This window comes from Belliella aquatica (genome assembly GCF_014637795.1).
Taxonomy (GTDB): domain Bacteria; phylum Bacteroidota; class Bacteroidia; order Cytophagales; family Cyclobacteriaceae; genus Belliella; species Belliella aquatica.
This window is the reverse complement of record NZ_BMFD01000025.1, coordinates 1-17,628: the sequence shown is the minus strand read 5'-3', so window position 1 is coordinate 17,628 and position 17,628 is coordinate 1. Positions and strand designations below refer to the sequence as shown.

Genomic DNA, 17,628 nt, shown 5'->3' with positions numbered 1-17,628 from the left:
TTTTATTTATACTTTCAATTGAATTCAATCTAATTTCTTTCTTAGCAATCTACTCTGGCTTTTCTTTCAATCGCTAATTTGCCTAAACCATTATGTCTATATTCATTTAGGGCGCCAATGCCTTGGTCAGATATGGGTTAATGTAATAATTGGGTTTGCTTACTTTTTTGATCAAGACGCCATCTTTGGCTAATTGATTGAGATATCCCGCAGCAGTAGGACGGCTGACGCGAAGGGCCTCTTGTAAATATTCTATTTTGGTGTAAGGATGATGGAAAAGGTGGTTGAGCAAATCCTGACTGTAAAATTTATAATTTTCTCGGAGGATATTTTTCAACACCATCATAGCTCTTTTTATTTCTTCCACTTTGTGCATGGTGCTTAGCGCAGTTTGCTCCACCCCTTGAATCATGTATAAAAGCCAAGCTTCCCATTCCCCTGTTTTTCTTACTTCTTGCAAGTGCATGTAGTATTCGCTCTTATTTTGTATAATAAAATGGCTCAGGTACAGTATGGGCAAGTCAAGTAAACCTTGGAGAACCAAGTAGAGGATATTGATGATTCTTCCTGTGCGGCCATTGCCATCATAAAATGGATGTATGCTTTCGAACTGAAAGTGAATAACTGCCATTTTGATAATTGGGTCTACTTCACTCATCTCAGGATCACTGATGAACAGCTCCAAGTTCTGCATTAACGTTACAATCTCATCATATTCCTGCGGTGGTGTGTAAACCACTTCTCCCGTCTGCTGATTTTTGAGTGCTGTTCCTGGTAGTTTTCGAAAACCTGCATTGTTCCCTTCCAATACAGTTTGTATTTCTATGATGTGATTGGATGTAAGAATGCCATGTTTGGTGACAATGTCAAAACCCCTTTTGAGAGCAGATATATAGTTTTTCACTTCTTTGGCTTGTGGAGACACATCGTAATCAGGTCCAAGTGAAGATCGGTAGAGTTCATCATGTGTGGTAACTATATTTTCCACTTCAGAACTATCTTTAGCCTCTTGTATGGATAATGAATTGATCAATATATCCTGCCTAGGAATACTTCTAGCTACGCCCTTGAGCTCTGCAAGTGCACGATGTGCCTGGTTGAGGGCTTTGAGTACTTGTTTGGTTTCAAGTTCTTTGCTGTAAGGAAGTGATGTAGGTTGCCAGGTCATGGGTATTGTAAAGATTTTTTATTTTTCTTTATCTTGTGAAACACTAATGTAAAGAAAATTGAAATTCTTTTACATTGCATTCGCTAAATATTAAGAATTTCTTGTTCTTTTTATTCTTGCTACCATTACTTGCTTGAACTAAATGGTGTTTTAAGCCGATTAAAAGGATTAATCGGCTCAGATTAGTTTTATTCCATATGGGAATATGGAATACTTGCTTCTCCATCTAAGTATATTTAGTAGAGAACTAATTTATACCTTCAACTTAATCTTTTATCTAATTTCACCTCTAATAATATTCCCTGCCTTCTAGAATGCCCGCGATATCAAAATTTACTTTGTTTATAAATAGAAAAAGAAACGTTATCGGCGTTTCTTTTTCTATTCTAACATCATTTATCTATCCTGCATCAGATACAGAATGCGATTTTCACTCCGTCCAACTCATAGGATAATTTCGATCTACGAATTCTAGGCCCTGTGTGGTAACAAACATGGGTTTGAATGTGTCGAGCATCACGGCAAGTTCTTCGGTGGCTTTAGCTCCGATTGATTTTTCCACTGTTCCAGGATGTGGACCATGTGGCAATCCTCCCATGTGTAAGGTAAACGAACCCCGATCGATTCCTTTTCTACTCATAAATTCACCTTCAGCATAATACAAGATCTCGTCAGAATCTATATTGCTGTGATTGTATGGCGCTGGTATGGCCAATGGATGGTAATCAAATAATCTTGGTACAAACGAGCAAATCACAAATCCCCAAGCTTGAAAAGTCTGATGTACTGGAGGTGGCTGATGAATGCGTCCAGTAATCGGTTCGAAGTCGTGGATGGAGAGTGCATAAGGATAGAGATAGCCATCCCAGCCTACGATATCCAAGGGGCTATGTCCATAGGTGTATGGATGAAGCATTCCTTGTTTTTTGATCTGTACCAGGTATTCTCCTTTTTCACTTTCAGTATGCATTTCATGTGGTGGACGGATGTCACGTTCACAATATGGAGAATGCTCTAAAAGCTGCCCGACTTCATTTCTATATCTTTTGACAGTTTCTATAGGTCCTTTTGACTCGATAACCAAAATACGAAGTGGTCCTTCTTCTTTGAATTCAAATCTATAAATGGTCGTCCTTGGAATGACAATGTAATCTCCTTGTCGTACTTCCAATTTTCCAAATTGAGAATACATTACCCCTTCTCCATCATGGATGTAAAGCAATTCGTCACCATCGGCATTTTTGAAAAAGTAATCCATCTTTCTTTGTTCTGGAGAACAAATGCCCATCATGACATCATTGTTCATCATCAACATTTTTCTCGCACTCAGGTAATCTTTCCCTGTAGTTCCTACACCTGCTGTTTTGAGATGCGTTTGATTCAATCCATGTTCTTTGGCTATTTCCCAATCAAATGGAGTGGGTTTGCCGATGTTTTGAACATTATTTGGATTGTGGATATGATATAAGTTGGAGTAGATTCCTGAAAATCCCTTCGAGCTTACCAATTCTTCTTTGTATAAGCTACCGTCCGGCTGTCTGAATTGGGTATGTCTCTTTGGAGGGATATTTCCAAGTCTATGATAATATGCCATTTTCCTTTGGGTTTATATTTGTATTCAAATTTAAGGAATAATGTTGACCTGCTGTCAAGTTGAAGGGTTTATTTCCTTTGGTAAAGTGGAGGAGTTCCAAAGTTGGAAGGTTACAAGGTTATTGGCAAGGTAGATTTTAAGGGTTTTTGATATTGCTCCTTTTGATGTTAATAAGAGTTTTGAATCAGAGAAATTGTTGAGGTGTTAGATATTCAAGCTTCTTATTTACCTTGCGCTCGCTGAAGTAGCGGCACTAATAGCAATAATTGTCAAGATAGCGGCTTGAATCTCTTTGATTGCTAACTCGACGGTATCTTTGATAGGGTTTTCTTTGACAATTTCTTGGATTCTCTTTTTGATAACTCTCTTGTTTTGGCTGTCTGAAGTCAATAATTTGTGCATTTGACTTGCATCTATCAGTCCCAGCAAAGCTACTTGTTCAGTGTTTTGAGAATCTGGACTCCTGAGAAAATCCTTCAAAGAGTTATGCAACTCATTTTTGAGTTGTTTGTCCAAAACGAAAACTCTTTTATATGGTATAATTCCCAAAAATGCTTTTTCATGTATTCTTACCACTCGTTTTGATTCCACTTCTTTCAATATTGACCATCTGAATTTTCCGCTTTTTCTACCCAACTTCTGAACCCAAAATTTGAGTGTTCTTGGTTTCTTTGATTCTTGGATCAAATTTATCACTCCTAGTAATACTGGACTGTCAATTTTATCTATATCATTTAAATAGACATTGCCATCCACTAACTTGAGGTGTTCTCTGATGGAAAGCTCCAACAAGATAGCTCCTGTCAGGCTGTAGTTAAGATGCAAATCAGGTGAAATAAATTTCCCATTATCAGGATGAATGGCCAATAAAAGCAGTTTTTCTGAAAGTGATAATCCCATATCGTGAATTTTTATTGATTAAAAGTATATTGAATTTACTTTAAAAGTCGAAAAAAAGTTTGGTTTCAGGTCAAAATGGTTGTTTAGCATAATTCATGTATCTAATTTACAAATAGATAAAATTTCAGACAATAAGATTATCTGCAATAATAACAGAAACCAAATTAAAAGATTGGCTCAAGTGGATACGTGTTATTTATGTCACGCTTATGCGTCTAGGCGTGCACATAAGGATTATTGGTAAATTAGTTATCAGTGCATTAATTGATTTGAATATATCATTTTGTTTGGCTACTTGTAAAAAAGTAGGTAAACCTATTAGACAGTCATATAGATATAAAAAAAAGCGGCTCGAAGCCGCTTTTAGGTTTTATTTAAGATCAATTAGTCTTAAACAATTCAAATATTGATTAATCTTCAAAAAGGAATTTGCTCAATTCTTCTTTTGCAGCACCTGTTTTCTTTTGAAGTTTACCTAGCAGTTGATCTTCTTGACCTTCAGCATAGACTAAATCATCATCGGTTAGCTCTCCGTATTTCTCTTTGAGTTTACCTTTCATTTCATTCCAATTTCCTTTGATTTTTAAGTTTAAAGACATAACAATATATTGGTTTAGTTGAAAATTATTTATAATGACTAGAGTGCAAAGTCTATTCCAAAGTCTAAAATTCTTATGTTTAATAATGAAATGAATAAAAATAAACATGTTTTTTACTCAAATAGGTAAATTAAAGATAGTTAAAAAGCATCTTTTAAGTATTTTTTTCTTATTGAGAAGTGGATTTCCTTTTCTTGAATGCGGAAGATTTAGTAATTTCAATTTTTCATTTTTATCTATCGAAAAGCCATGAACCAAGCCGCATCATTTAAAAAACCGGAGGAGATTTTAAAGGAATTTTTTGGGTATTCAGAATTCCGAGGAAATCAGAAGCAAATAATCCAATCTGTTCTTACAAAAAAAGATACCATTGTCTTGATGCCTACAGGTGGAGGAAAATCCGTTTGTTACCAAGTTCCTGCGACGATTTTTGAGGGATTGACTTTGGTGATTTCTCCTCTGATTTCTCTGATGAAAGATCAGGTAGATGCTTTAAATGCCAATGGAATTCCTGCTGCATTCCTCAATTCTTCCCAAAGTCAAAGTGAGCAGCGCTTTATCTCTTCCCAAATCGAATCAGGAAAAATCAAACTTTTATACATTGCTCCTGAGCGCTTGTACAGAGGAGATTTCCCGTTGAAGGATTTCCTAAAAACAGTGAATTTGTCTCTCGTCGCTATCGATGAAGCGCATTGTGTATCCCAATGGGGGCATGATTTTAGGCCTGAATATTTGAAAATTGGCGAGTTGAGAAAATCATTTCCTCAAATACCCTTTATCGCACTGACTGCTACTGCGGATAAGTTGACCAGAAAGGATATTGCTGATAAGTTGGGGTTAAAAATGCCAAAGTGGTTTATCTCCTCTTTTGACAGAAGCAATATCACCTATCGGGTTACTGCGAAAAGAGATGCAATGGGGAAATTGTTGGAATTTCTGGATTTCCATAAAAAGGACTCAGGTGTAATTTATTGTCTTTCTAGAAAAAATGTAGAAGAAACCGCGGCTGAATTGCAAGCCAGAGGAATGTCAGCTTTGCCTTATCATGCAGGTTTGCCAAGGGAGGAGCGGGAGAAAAACCAAGAACTTTTCATCAAAGATGAAGTCAAGATTATGGTGGCGACCATTGCTTTTGGGATGGGAATTGACAAGTCCAATGTAAGGTTTGTGGTCCACATGAATATGCCCCAAAATGTAGAAGGCTACTATCAGGAAACAGGAAGGGCAGGTAGAGATGGCCTTCCGAGTGATGCCTTGCTTTTTTATTCAGGTCAAGATGCCATCACCCTTGGTAGGATGCTCGATCAGGGAGACAATCAGGAATTTGTCCATGTCATGCAAGACAAGCTGGAGAAGATGAAATCCTTCTGTCAGACGAAGATTTGTCGGAGGAAATTTTTATTGAATTACTTTGGTGAAGATCATACAGGGGATTGTGGCAATTGTGACATTTGCTTCCAAAAAGGGAATCGACAAGATATGACTATTCCCTCGCAGATGTTGCTATCCACCATTGCAAGATTAGGAGAAAGTTTCGGGATTGGTTATGTGTTGTTGATACTCCGAGGATCCAAATCCGCCAAAGTACAAGAAACACATCAAAGTTTAAGTGTCTATGGGATTGGGAAAGATAGGCCTGAGTCCTTTTGGAAGGATTTGTGCGACAAACTGGTTCAAGAGGATTATTTGGCAGAAGCAGGAGCACAGTTTCCAACCCTGAAACTCACAGAATTCGCTTGGCAAAAGTTAAAGGCTAAAGATAAAATTTTGCTACCGATGGAAGAGTCTTTGCCAGAAGTCTCCAATAAACCGAGTACACATCATGAAGAATTGTTAGACGAATTGAAAGCGTTGAGGTTTGCTATTGCACAGAAAAGTGGCGTGCCTCCATATGTGGTTTTTGCAGATAATTCCTTGGTTGAGATGGCGACTTATTTACCGATTGAAGAAGGTTCATTCTTGGAGATTTCTGGTGTTGGACAGGTGAAAGCGCAAAGTTATGGCAGTGATTTCATGAAAATAATTGCTGATTATGCGAGTTTCCACAAGCTCAGTCCTCAGCAAAAGAAACAAACCCAAAGAACCAAACCGCTTCGGAATTCTCAGTCTGAGATGATGACGCTGAAGCTCTTTAATGAAGGAAAGAACATTTATCAAATAGCAGAAGCAAGAGGGATGACTTTCAATACTGTGGAAGATCATTTGGTGAATATGGTTAAAAAGAAAGAAGTAGATGCAGAAAAATTTCTTTCAAAAGATGATCTACTTAATATTCGTCTTGCTTACCGTAGACAAGGGACTCATTTCCTCAAACCATTGAAAGAGCAGTTTGGTGAGAGGTATTCTTATTTTCAGTTGAAGGTTGCTCTGGCGGAGGAAAGGTGAAGAAGTTCTCGCAAAGGAAGGGAAGGAGCTAAGTTTCGCAAAAGAAAATTCAAAAATTTGAAGATTGAAAAATTGTAAAATTTGGGGCTTTTCAATTGGGATGGTGCTTTAGCCCATCTTTACCAAGCATCTTTATATATTTAAGGCTTTAGCCAAACATTTTTATTTCAGCATCTACAATCTAAAATCTTATTTCTTTCTGCCTTTCAATGCTGGATACTTATCGTATTTTTACGTTGTAATCCAACCACATACATGTCAAAGTCATTTTCTTTAAGGAGTTTATTTAAAATTAGTAGGCCTGTGAACTTGGTGATTGTAGCTTTTGCACAATTGATGACGGCTTATTTTTTGGTGGAGACCAATAGGCAAGGACTGCCTGTATTACAAGATATTAATTTGTATTTATTGATTTTGTCGACTGTGATTTTGACGGCCGCTGGCTACATGATCAATGACTATTATGATGTCAAAATAGATTATATCAACAAACCTGAGGAGGTGATCATAGGAAAAGGGATGAAGCGGCGTGTGGCAATATTTTTTCATACTGTCTTGAATTTTACAAGTATCGGAATTGCCTGGTTTGTAAGTCCAAGGATTGGAGTGATATTTTTCATTTCGGCATTTTTGCTTTGGCTGTACAGCAACTCCTTGAAAAGATTGCCTTTTGTAGGAAACTTTGTAGTGGCTTTGTTGACTGGAACAGCTATTTGGATGATTGGATACTATTATCAACAATCTGAATTGCTTGTGTTGACCTATGCAATATTTGCCTTTTTTATCAATTTGATCAGAGAGATTATCAAAGACATAGAAGATCGTCAAGGAGATAGATTACATGGATGCAGAACACTCCCTATTGTCATTGGTTTTAGAAACACCAAACGGGTGATTTTCGTGATTGCAATCGCTTTTGTTTGTGCGATCTTGATTGTAACATTTAAGATAAATAATATTTCCCTATTTTATTATTTCGGAGGATTGAGCTTTCTTTTCTTTTTGTTTATGTACAAAATATACGTTGCCGATCGAAAAGCTCACTTTACTCAATTGAGTATTTTGTCAAAACTGCTGATGTTGACTGGGATTATTAGTATGGGGCTGTTGTAGAACGCTGATAACACAGATTTTGCGGGTGATCACAGATTAAAACCATTTTTCAATTTCTTTGTCTAATTCCTCTTCTGAAATAACATTATTACTTTCAGAGTCTTTCAGACCTTTTTCGATTTTCTGAATTACTATCAGTTGTTCAACCAAATCATCAAGTGAAAATTCCTCTGGTAAATTTTCTAATTGCCTTTTAACTTGCGCTTGAGTTAACATAATCAAATTTTTTAATTTAATTTCAATTTACAGTTTTATCTAAAATAAAACGAAAAATAAGCAAGTCTTTTTGGATGATTCATCACTAAAGACTTGCTTGATCAATTATATTTATTTTTTTTCCGACCTTAATCCTTCTGACTATTGATGAGATACGGAGTTTTGCCATCGGTAATGATGATTTTTGTGTTTGGGGAATTTGCTAATTCTCGGAAAGCTTCGATACTTCTTAATTCTATGATTTCTCTGACCAAACCTTCAGCAAGAATCATTTGAGCATTCCTCGTGCCTTCAGCTTCAATGCGTCTTCTTTCGGCTTCCTGTCGTTCTCTATCGAGTACATATTGCATCTGCTGAGCTTCCTGTTCCGCTTGAAGTTTTCTTTCTATAGCACGACTAAGTTCTATAGGAAGTTGGATACTTTTCATCAATACTTTTTCTATTACAAATCCTCTTTCCAAAAGGGATTCATGCATACGGTCTTTAATTTGATTTTCTATTTGACCTCGCATGCCTGAGTGCATATCTTTGGCCATATATTGGGCAGTTACATCGGCTGCGGCAGATCGGAATACGTTCATGATCAATACTCTTTCATAATTTGTACCTATATCTTCAAGGATAAATGGCACTTTGTTTTTCTCTATACTGTACAAAATTGAAATTTCCGATTCTATTGTTAGTCCTTCTTTGCTAGGTAGATTAAGCTTGACTTCTTGATTGACAGTTCGGACTGGAACTTTGATGATAGTGGTGGTGAAAGGATTGTAGCTAATAAGACCAGCGTCAGAAATGTTGGTATTTAGCTTCCCGAATTTACGTTTGACCCCAACTTCACCTTGTCTAACTACGGTGCAGGATGAAATTAAGAAAGTAAGGATGGATAAAAACAGAAGATTTCTCATATAATTTAGTATTAGTTTCAGATAACTAAACGGGAAAAATACCACCTAAGGTTGCCCAATGAATCTAGAAACATTTAAATTTTCATTGAGAAATCTGTAATTTTACTCCGCCAAATCAAAAAACTACATACATTGAAAAAAATAGCAATCCTTGCCTCAGGAAGTGGATCCAATGCTGAGAAAATTTTGGAATATTTAAAGGATTCTACAAAAGCCCACGTGACCGTGATAGGCTCCAATAAAAAAGATGCTTTCGTGCTCGAACGTGCCAAAAAATTCAATGTTCCTACTTTCACTTTTACTAGATCTGACCTAGAATCAGGTTTGCTAACAGAGAAACTCCTGAGTTTAGATATTGATTTGGTGGTTTTAGCTGGTTTTTTACTCAAAATACCAAAAGATTTTATCCGAGCTTTTCCTGAAAAAATCGTCAATATTCATCCCGCCTTACTTCCAAAATATGGGGGGAAAGGGATGTATGGGATGCATGTGCATGAAGCTGTGAAAGCAGCAGGTGAAAAGGAGACTGGCATTACGATACACTTGGTGAATGAAAATTATGATGAGGGGAAAGTGATTTTTCAGGCTGGAGTTGGAGTTTTGGAAACAGACTCTGCAGAGGATATAGCCAATAAAGTTCATGAATTGGAACACAAATACTTTCCAAATGTCATAGAAAGCCTGCTTTAATCCCTTGGTTTTCCTACCTTTGCGACTTGAAAATTTATTCACCAAAAAATATAGCTGCAACGATCAATTTTATACATTCATAAACAAATGATCTGCAGCATTCAAAAAACATGGCTACCAACAAAATCCAATCTGCTTTAATTTCTGTCTTTTATAAAGACAATCTTGAACCTATCATCGCTCAACTGAAAGCTCAGGGTGTTAAAATTTACTCAACTGGGGGTACTCAGAAATTCATCGAAGAACAAGGTGCTGAGGTGATTCCTGTTGAAGATTTGACTGGATATCCGTCTATTTTCGGAGGGAGAGTTAAAACTTTGCATCCAAAAATCTTTGGTGGAATTCTTCATAGAAGAGACCATGATGGAGACCTTTCACAGGCTACGGAATTCGATATTCCTGCGATAGATTTGGTAATAGTGGATCTGTATCCTTTTGAAGAAACTGTTGCTTCTGGCGCTTCAGAAGCAGATATAATTGAAAAAATTGATATTGGTGGTATTTCTTTGATTCGTGCAGCCGCTAAGAATTTCAAAGATGTCACCATCATCGCATCCAAAGCGCAATATGGTGAGTTGGAAGAAAGATTGAAAGCGCAAGATGGAGCGACTTCTTTGGAAGATAGAAGTTACTTTGCGGCTCAAGCTTTCCAAGTTTCATCTCATTACGACACACATATTTTTAATTACTTCAATAGAGCAGAAGGTATTCCTGCATTGAAGGTTTCAGAGACAAAAGCAAAGGCTTTGAGATATGGTGAAAATCCACATCAGGCAGCACATTTTTATGGTGACTTAGAAGAGTTATTTGATCAACTTAACGGTAAAGAGCTTTCGTATAATAATTTAGTAGATGTTGACGCAGCAGTTGCTTTGATCGCTGAATTTAAGGGTGAAACTGCTTTTGCAATCTTGAAGCATACCAATGCTTGTGGTGTTGCGATAGCTGATTCGGTGAAAGTAGCATACCAAAAAGCATTTGAGGCGGATACGACTTCTGCTTTTGGTGGGGTATTGATTACCAATCAAAATGTAGATTTAGCCGCAGCGGAAGAAATGCATAGCCTTTTCTTTGAAGTGTTGATCGCGCCATCATTTGATGAAGATGCTCTTGCTTTGTTGAAAGGTAAGAAAAACAGAATTCTTTTGAGGCAGAAAATCCAGATCGAAGGGACTAAGCAAATCAAAACCTTGCTTAACGGTATCATTGAGCAAGACAAAGATCTGCAAACTGAGACCAAAGCTGATTTCAAAGTAGTTACAAAAGTAGTTCCTACTGAAGAAGAGAAAGATGCGTTGGTATTTGCAGCGAAAGTTTGTAAACATACCAAATCAAACACGATTATCTTGAGCAATAGCACGCAACTTTTTGCATCTGGGGTAGGACAGACTTCCCGTGTAGATGCATTGAGACAAGCGATTGAAAAAGCCAAGTCTTTTGGTTTTGAATTGAAAGGTGCAGTGATGGCATCGGACGCTTTCTTCCCATTCCCAGATTGTGTAGAGATCGCATCCAATGAAGGAATCTCAGCCGTAGTTCAACCTGGTGGATCGATCAAAGATCAAGATTCTATTGATTTTTGTGATGCAAATGGGATGAGTATGGTGATGACAGGAGTGAGACACTTTAAGCATTAAAACATAGATCATTGAAATTAAAATTTAAAAGTCCTGAGTAAGAATTCACTCAGGACTTTTAAATTTCATGGGATTTGATTAAATCTTAAATGATTATCCGCAATGGCACCTGTAAGTGAATTTATCACAAATAATCTTGCGGATAATTGTCAACTGTCGACAGCTAACAGTCCACACTTGTGCGCCGCGGCGTAGCACTTTGAAATTTAGGATTTAGATTATTTTAAGTGGCTACTTGTGTAAAAACGGGAATATATAAAATCTTGAATTCGCATTTCGGTCAAATTATTAGATTAACTTTATTTTTAGAGACAATAATAGAATCAGAAAATTTAGAGTTTTCGATTGCTAATAATCTCTCAGTTTCTTCGCAAGATAAATTCTAAAAGCTAATTTGCAGACTTATTTTATTCTTTATAGTATTTTAGTTTGCTCGTTCAGGTAAACTGCAAGATGATAATTATGACACATCACTCCCAATTGAAAATATATAATACCCTTTCAAGGACAAAGGAAATCTTTGAACCAATCAACCCACCCTTTGTAGGAATGTACGTGTGTGGTCCTACAGTCTATGGTGATGCGCATCTTGGGCATGGAAGACCAGCGATAACATTCGATACTGTTTATAGATACCTATCACATTTGGGAATGAAAGTTCGCTATGTCAGGAATATTACGGATGTGGGACACTTACAAGGTGATGCGGATGAAGGAGAAGATAAAATCGCCAAAAAAGCGAAGTTGGAGCAACTAGAGCCTATGGAAGTCGCTCAACAATATACAGATTCTTATCATAGAGATATGTTGGCTTTGAATACCATCAAGCCGAGTATTGAACCAAGAGCGACTGGACATATTCCTGAGCAGATTGCGCTTGTTCAAGCGATTTTGGAGGAAGGGCTCGCTTATGAAGTAAATGGATCAGTGTATTTCGATGTCTTAAAATATAATGAGACGCAAAAATATGGGAAGCTATCAGGGAGAGTTCTTGAAGAGTTAGTTTCTGGTAGTAGGGATTTGGATGGGCAGACCGAAAAAAGGAATGCAGTTGATTTTGCATTGTGGAAAAATGCAGCACCTGAACATTTGATGAAATGGGAATCTCCTTGGGGTATTGGTTTCCCAGGCTGGCATTTGGAGTGTACAGCGATGAGTTCTAAGTATCTCGGAAAGCATTTTGACATTCACGGAGGTGGGATGGACTTGATGTTTCCACATCATGAATGTGAAATCGCACAAGGAAATGCTTGTAACCATCAAGACCCAGCCAAATACTGGATGCATAACAATATGATCACGATCAATGGTCAGAAAATGGGTAAATCGTTGGGTAATTTTATTACACTTCAGGAGTTATTCACTGGCAAACATGATTTGTTGGAACAGGCATATAGCCCGATGACAATCCGTTATTTTATCTTGACAGCACATTATAGATCTACACTTGATTTTTCCAATGATGCGCTCAAAGCTGCACAAAAAGGCTACAAGAAAATAATCAATGGACTGAGAACTGCCAAAAACCTTGTTTTTGAGGCAGACAGTGAGATTACAATAGATGAAAAGCAAGTTCAGCAGGTTGAGCAAATTATCGCTAATGCCTATAGAGCGATGGATGATGACTTTAATACAGCGCAAGCAATTGGACATCTGTTCAACTTATTGAAAAAAATCAATTCACTTTATACAGGTCAGTTAAAATCAGCCGAATTGGGTAAAGAGGTTTTTGATAATATGCTTCAGACTTATATTCTTTTCGTAGAAGAGATATTAGGTCTTGAGGAAGAAAAGGCAGATCATCAACAAGGTTTATTGTCAGTATTGCTCAAGCTCTATACAGATGCTAAATTGGCTAAGGATTATGATAAGGTGGACGAAATTAGAGGAGGCTTAAAAGCCATGGGAATTAATGTTAAGGATATGAAAGACAAAATCGACTGGGCATATGAAGAATAGGGTCTTAATTGGATTTATACTCGTTTTTGGTTTTTGGGCCTGTGATTCCAAGACATCCTCTGATCAAGTTGTCGAACAAATCACTTACAGAGAAGTGCCTGAATTCAGTGCCGATTCAGCATATTATTTTATTCAAAAGCAGGTAGATTTCGGGCCTAGAGTTCCTATGACACCCGGGCATCAACAGACGAAGGAGTGGATAATTGCTAAATTTCAAGAGTTTGGGTTAGAAGTTCAGACTCAAGAATTTCAAGCCAAAACCTATGACAATCAAACATGGGATTTGACTAATATTATTGCCTCATACAACCCATCTGCACAAAAGCGAATTATGATCTCTGCCCATTGGGATACGAGGAGGATTGCAGATAAAGATACCCAAAGAATCGATGAGCCCATTGACGGAGCAAATGATGGTGGTTCAGGTGTGGGGGTTGCACTGGAATTAGCAAGAATTATCGCTAGTTCAAGCTTAAAGCCAGATATTGGAATAGATTTTATTCTATTCGATGGGGAAGATGATGGAGAGCCAGAGCAAGCTAGTTTTAGGAATAATTCGCAAACTTGGTGGTGTTTAGGGTCTCAATATTGGTCAAAAAATCCTCACAAGAGTGGCTATAAAGCATTTTATGGCATATTGCTAGATATGGTAGGAGGAAAAGGAGCTAGATTTTACAGAGAAGGTTACTCCATGTACTTTGCAAAAAACATCGTTAACAAAGTATGGAATTATGGGATAGAATTGGGATATTCGGACTTCTTTATCTTGAAGGATGTTGGTGAAATCACCGACGATCATTTCTTTGTCAACAAAGATGCTGGCATCCCCATGATAGATATCATTGAATTTTCTCCTGAATTAGGATTTGGGAGATATCATCACACCCATGATGATAATATGGATTTGATTGATACACGAACTTTGAAAGCAGTAGGGCAAACAGTACTATTCACTTTATATCAGGAGTAACTTAAACGCAAAAATTTCAATGAAAAGAGGCCATCAGGTGACAATGAAGGAGATTGCCAAGAAGCTGAATGTTTCTGTCTCCACAGTTTCCAGGGCATTGAAAGACTCCCCAGAGCTGCATCCAGATACCAAAAAGCGTATCGTGGAAATGGCTAAAAGTATGAATTACCAGCCCAATTTGCTAGCCCAAAGTTTAAGAATAAGCAGAAGCAAAGTTTTGGGTGTAATTGTTCCAGAATTGGAATCTCATTTTTTCTCAAGCAATATATCAGGCATTCAAGACACCGCTTATAAGCGAGGTTACAATGTAATGATATGTCAGTCCAACGAGTCTTATGTTCAAGAAATTTCCAATATTAGGGTTCTAGTAGCAAGTCAGGTGGACGGATTGTTGATTTCTCTGAGTAGAGAAACAAAAAACTACCAACATTTGCAAGATCTCTATGATAGAGAAATTCCTTTTATCATGTTTGATCGGGTGACAGAAGAAATCCCAGTGTCCAGAGTGACAGTTGATGATGAACATGGTGCTTATCAGGTGACACATCATTTGCTAGAGCAGGGGTGTAGAAAAATTGCTTTTATATCCGGTCCACAGGATTTGTATATCAGTAAAAAACGTAAAGGAGGATATCTGAAAGCTTTAGCAGAATATGGGATTTCGGAAAAGGATAGTCGTGTTTATATTTCTGATTTGAATCAAGAATCAAATAGACAAATAGCCTATAAAATTCTTGAAGAAGAAGATCGCGCTGATGCTATTTTCGCAATGATAGATCCTGTGGCGGTTGATGTGATGCTAATTTTAAAAGAAAAGGGGATTAAAATCCCGGAAGAAATTGCTTTGGCTGGATTTACCAATAACCCTACATCTGCTGTTGTAGAACCTTCTTTGACGACGGTATCTCAGCCCGGGTACGAAATGGGTCAAATAGCAGCAAATCATCTTTTGGATCAACTCGATGAGATTGTTCCTGATGAACCACAATCTTTTGTCTTAGGTACAACTTTAATAGCAAGAAACTCTACTTTGAAGCTTAAGTAGTGCTTGTTTCTCTTCAGGCTGAAAATCAAATATTGTCAATCTATTTGTTGTAGAATTGGGTATTGTGATTTTCAGCCTTTATTTTTAGACTTCAAACCTATACAAATCATGCCTGCCGAAAATACAGTATCCTTTGAACCTTTTGGAATAGCGCCAAACGGTGAGGAAATCCAACTTTATACATTAGAAATCCCGGGTGTTATCAAAGCCTCAGTGATGAATTATGGTGCCACGCTAACGCATCTGTATGTTCCAGATCGAGCTGGGAAGATGGAAGATGTTGTTTTGGGTTTTGATGATTTTGAAGGATATTTGAGTAAAGAATATTTAGAAAATTATTGTTACCTAGGCTCCACAGTCGGTAGAATAGGTGGGAGGATTAAAGGAAATCAATTTGAATTGGAAGGAGTGACATACAAGCTCAATCCAAATCAAGGCTCAACCCATCTTCATGGTGGCAAGCATGGATGGGATAGAAAAGTATGGAAAGCATCACCCTTCAAAAATGATAAAAGTATAGGTGTGGAATTTTCTTTGACGAGTCCAGAGGAAGAAGAAAATTATCCAGGAAATATCGATTTTCGGGTGATTTACAGTATTCAATCAGATGGGATGCTTGCTATAGAATACCATGGAACAACAGACAAAACCACCATACTCAATCCTACTAATCATTCTTATTTCAACCTGAGTGGGGACTTTTCGAAAGATATTTTGAATCATAAATTGCAGATTTCTGCCAAGCATTTTCTGCCAGTTGATGATGATAGCTTTCCAACAGGGGAGTTAGAACCAGTTGAAAACACACCTTTTAATTTTTTAAAAGAGACAGAAATAGGCAAGTCTCTCGGAGAGGAAAATTTACAGCTGAAATACGGAAATGGTATAGATCATTCATTCGCATTCGATGTTCGTGAAAATTGTATTTCTCTATTTGAACCACAAAGTGGGAGAGTCTTGGAGGTTGATACGACTGAGCCTGGAGTTCAGGTTTATACCTCTAATTATCTTGATGGAAGTATCAAAGGAAAGAATGGCATTGCCTATAAGAAAAATGCTGCAATTTGTCTCGAAACTCAGCATTTCCCAGATAGTATCAATCAAAAAGAATTCCCTTCTGTTGTTTTGAGACCTGACGAATCTTTCTTTTCAAAAACAACATTTAAATTTTCTATGCGCTAAAAACCAAGATCATGTATCAATCAATTAAAAATACTTTTATAGACATCTTCGATCAAGAGCCATTGCTTGTTTATTCTCCAGGAAGGATAAACTTAATCGGAGAGCACACTGATTATAATGGTGGTTTTGTACTTCCAGCTGCAATTGATAAGAAAATGGTTGTAGCAATTGCTGAGAATGATTCTCAAAAAGGAAGGATTTATTCTGTCGATTTTGAAGAAGAGTTTTCATTTGATATTATGTCATTTTCACCTAAAAATGGACATTGGGCAACTTATGTAATGGGGGTTGTCTCGCAGCTTCAGCAAGCTGGCTATGTTGTCAAGGGATTTGATATGGTATTTGGTGGGGATATTCCTGTGGGAGCTGGCTTGTCTTCCTCTGCCGCACTTGAGTGCGCTGTTGGTTTTGCCTTGTCAGAGTTATTTGGTTTTGAAATCCCAAAAAAATCATTGGTGCATTATGCACAAAAAGCGGAGCATACTTTTGCTGGAGTTCAGTGTGGAATTATGGATCAGTTTGCTTCTGCAATGGGCAAAAAGGGTTATGCCATTAGATTGGATTGTAGAACTTTGAATTTTGACTACTTCCCGATCGATCTAGGGGATTATAAAATACTTTTGATAGATACACAGGTAAAGCATTCATTGGCTGACAGTGCGTACAATAAAAGAAGATTGGAATGTGAAGAAGGAGTAAGGGCAGCCCAGCAAATTCAAGCTGATGTGAGAGATTTGAGAGATGTGAGTTTAGATCTGTTGGATCAATTAAGTATTGATGCTGTCGTATATGATAGGTGCAAGTATGTCATTGAGGAAAACCAAAGAGTTTTAGATTCCTGTGAATTATTAGGGAAGGGAGATTTAATCGGATTTGGGAAGCAGGTTTATCAATCACATCATGGTTTAAGCAAACTTTATGAAGTGAGCTGTGAAGAGCTAGATTTTCTGGTTGATTACACCAAAGAGATTCCCGAAGTCCTAGGAAGTAGGATGATGGGTGGGGGATTCGGTGGCTGTACCATTAATATTGTACATCAGGATATTATCGAAAAACTTCAAAAAGACATTTCTGAGGCCTATCAGAAAAACTTCAATAAGTTTCCTAAGTTTTATATTGTATCCCCAGAAGATGGAACAGGATTTTTATAGAAAGTGAGTATTGAGATCTAATGGTCAAAAATAGTTGGTAAAAACCCTGTAACGTATTGATTTAAAATTATTTACAAAAACCTTATTGAAATCAGTTTCAATAAGGTTTTTTTG

Annotated in this window: 15 protein-coding genes; 9 read left to right on the top strand and 6 right to left on the bottom strand. The window is 37.3% G+C overall.

What is annotated here, in order from left to right; all coding sequences use genetic code 11:
* Window positions 1-106: 106 nt before the first annotated feature.
* The 4 genes from IEV57_RS18475 to IEV57_RS18460 all read right to left on the bottom strand — a co-directional run bounded on the left by IEV57_RS18475 (window position 107) and on the right by IEV57_RS18460 (window position 4,261).
* Window positions 107-1,168: a Fic family protein gene (locus tag IEV57_RS18475; RefSeq protein ID WP_188444522.1), complete on the bottom strand. Its 1,062-nt coding sequence runs from the start codon at window positions 1,166-1,168 to the stop codon at window positions 107-109.
* A gap of 430 nt (window positions 1,169-1,598) precedes the next feature.
* On the bottom strand, window positions 1,599-2,762 hold the full coding sequence (locus tag IEV57_RS18470) for a homogentisate 1,2-dioxygenase (RefSeq protein WP_188444521.1): 1,164 nt from the start codon (window positions 2,760-2,762) through the stop codon (window positions 1,599-1,601).
* Window positions 2,763-2,987: 225 nt separating this feature from the next.
* Entirely contained in the window at window positions 2,988-3,662 is a 675-nt protein-coding gene (locus IEV57_RS18465; RefSeq protein WP_188444520.1) for a GOLPH3/VPS74 family protein, read from the bottom strand.
* A 410-nt stretch (window positions 3,663-4,072) separates the two neighbouring features.
* The gene (locus IEV57_RS18460) at window positions 4,073-4,261 is read right to left on the bottom strand and encodes a CsbD family protein (RefSeq protein WP_188444519.1); all 189 of its coding nucleotides are present in this window, start codon (window positions 4,259-4,261) and stop codon (window positions 4,073-4,075) included.
* A 249-nt stretch (window positions 4,262-4,510) separates the two neighbouring features.
* On the opposite strand from IEV57_RS18460, the gene recQ reads away from it, so the two are divergent.
* Together recQ and IEV57_RS18450 are read left to right on the top strand one after the other, a co-directional pair.
* Window positions 4,511-6,646, top strand: coding sequence for a DNA helicase RecQ (recQ, locus tag IEV57_RS18455; protein WP_188444518.1), 2,136 nt, complete (start codon window positions 4,511-4,513; stop codon window positions 6,644-6,646).
* A 255-nt stretch (window positions 6,647-6,901) separates the two neighbouring features.
* Window positions 6,902-7,759: a geranylgeranylglycerol-phosphate geranylgeranyltransferase gene (locus IEV57_RS18450; protein ID WP_188444517.1), complete on the top strand. Its 858-nt coding sequence runs from the start codon at window positions 6,902-6,904 to the stop codon at window positions 7,757-7,759.
* A 36-nt stretch (window positions 7,760-7,795) separates the two neighbouring features.
* Here IEV57_RS18450 and IEV57_RS18445 read toward each other — a convergent pair whose 3' ends face one another.
* Both IEV57_RS18445 and IEV57_RS18440 read right to left on the bottom strand, forming a co-directional pair.
* A complete protein-coding gene (locus IEV57_RS18445) occupies window positions 7,796-7,975 on the bottom strand; it encodes a hypothetical protein (RefSeq protein ID WP_188444516.1) in 180 nt (59 codons plus the stop codon).
* Between the two features lie 128 nt (window positions 7,976-8,103).
* Window positions 8,104-8,880: a prohibitin family protein gene (locus IEV57_RS18440; protein WP_188444515.1), complete on the bottom strand. Its 777-nt coding sequence runs from the start codon at window positions 8,878-8,880 to the stop codon at window positions 8,104-8,106.
* 132 nt (window positions 8,881-9,012) lie between these two features.
* Between IEV57_RS18440 and purN the strand changes: the two genes are divergently transcribed.
* The 7 genes from purN (at window position 9,013) to IEV57_RS18405 (ending at window position 17,514) form a co-directional block, all read left to right on the top strand.
* Window positions 9,013-9,570 carry a phosphoribosylglycinamide formyltransferase gene (gene purN / locus IEV57_RS18435; RefSeq protein WP_188444514.1) on the top strand — a complete coding sequence of 186 codons (558 nt, stop codon included), beginning with the start codon at window positions 9,013-9,015 and terminating at the stop codon, window positions 9,568-9,570.
* A 110-nt stretch (window positions 9,571-9,680) separates the two neighbouring features.
* Window positions 9,681-11,207 carry a bifunctional phosphoribosylaminoimidazolecarboxamide formyltransferase/IMP cyclohydrolase gene (gene purH, locus IEV57_RS18430; RefSeq protein WP_188444513.1) on the top strand — a complete coding sequence of 509 codons (1,527 nt, stop codon included), beginning with the start codon at window positions 9,681-9,683 and terminating at the stop codon, window positions 11,205-11,207.
* A gap of 453 nt (window positions 11,208-11,660) precedes the next feature.
* Window positions 11,661-13,166 carry a cysteine--tRNA ligase gene (gene cysS / locus IEV57_RS18425; RefSeq protein WP_373282273.1) on the top strand — a complete coding sequence of 502 codons (1,506 nt, stop codon included), beginning with the start codon at window positions 11,661-11,663 and terminating at the stop codon, window positions 13,164-13,166.
* Complete coding sequence (locus tag IEV57_RS18420; protein WP_188444511.1) at window positions 13,156-14,136, top strand: M28 family peptidase; 981 nt, start codon at window positions 13,156-13,158, stop codon at window positions 14,134-14,136. The genes cysS and IEV57_RS18420 overlap by 11 nt, the downstream gene beginning before the upstream one ends.
* 19 nt (window positions 14,137-14,155) lie before the next feature.
* The gene (locus tag IEV57_RS18415; protein WP_188444510.1) at window positions 14,156-15,181 is read left to right on the top strand and encodes a LacI family DNA-binding transcriptional regulator; all 1,026 of its coding nucleotides are present in this window, start codon (window positions 14,156-14,158) and stop codon (window positions 15,179-15,181) included.
* A gap of 108 nt (window positions 15,182-15,289) precedes the next feature.
* A complete protein-coding gene (locus tag IEV57_RS18410; RefSeq protein ID WP_188444509.1) occupies window positions 15,290-16,363 on the top strand; it encodes an aldose epimerase family protein in 1,074 nt (357 codons plus the stop codon).
* Between the two features lie 11 nt (window positions 16,364-16,374).
* On the top strand, window positions 16,375-17,514 hold the full coding sequence (locus IEV57_RS18405; RefSeq protein WP_188444508.1) for a galactokinase: 1,140 nt from the start codon (window positions 16,375-16,377) through the stop codon (window positions 17,512-17,514).
* Window positions 17,515-17,628: the final 114 nt, after the last annotated feature.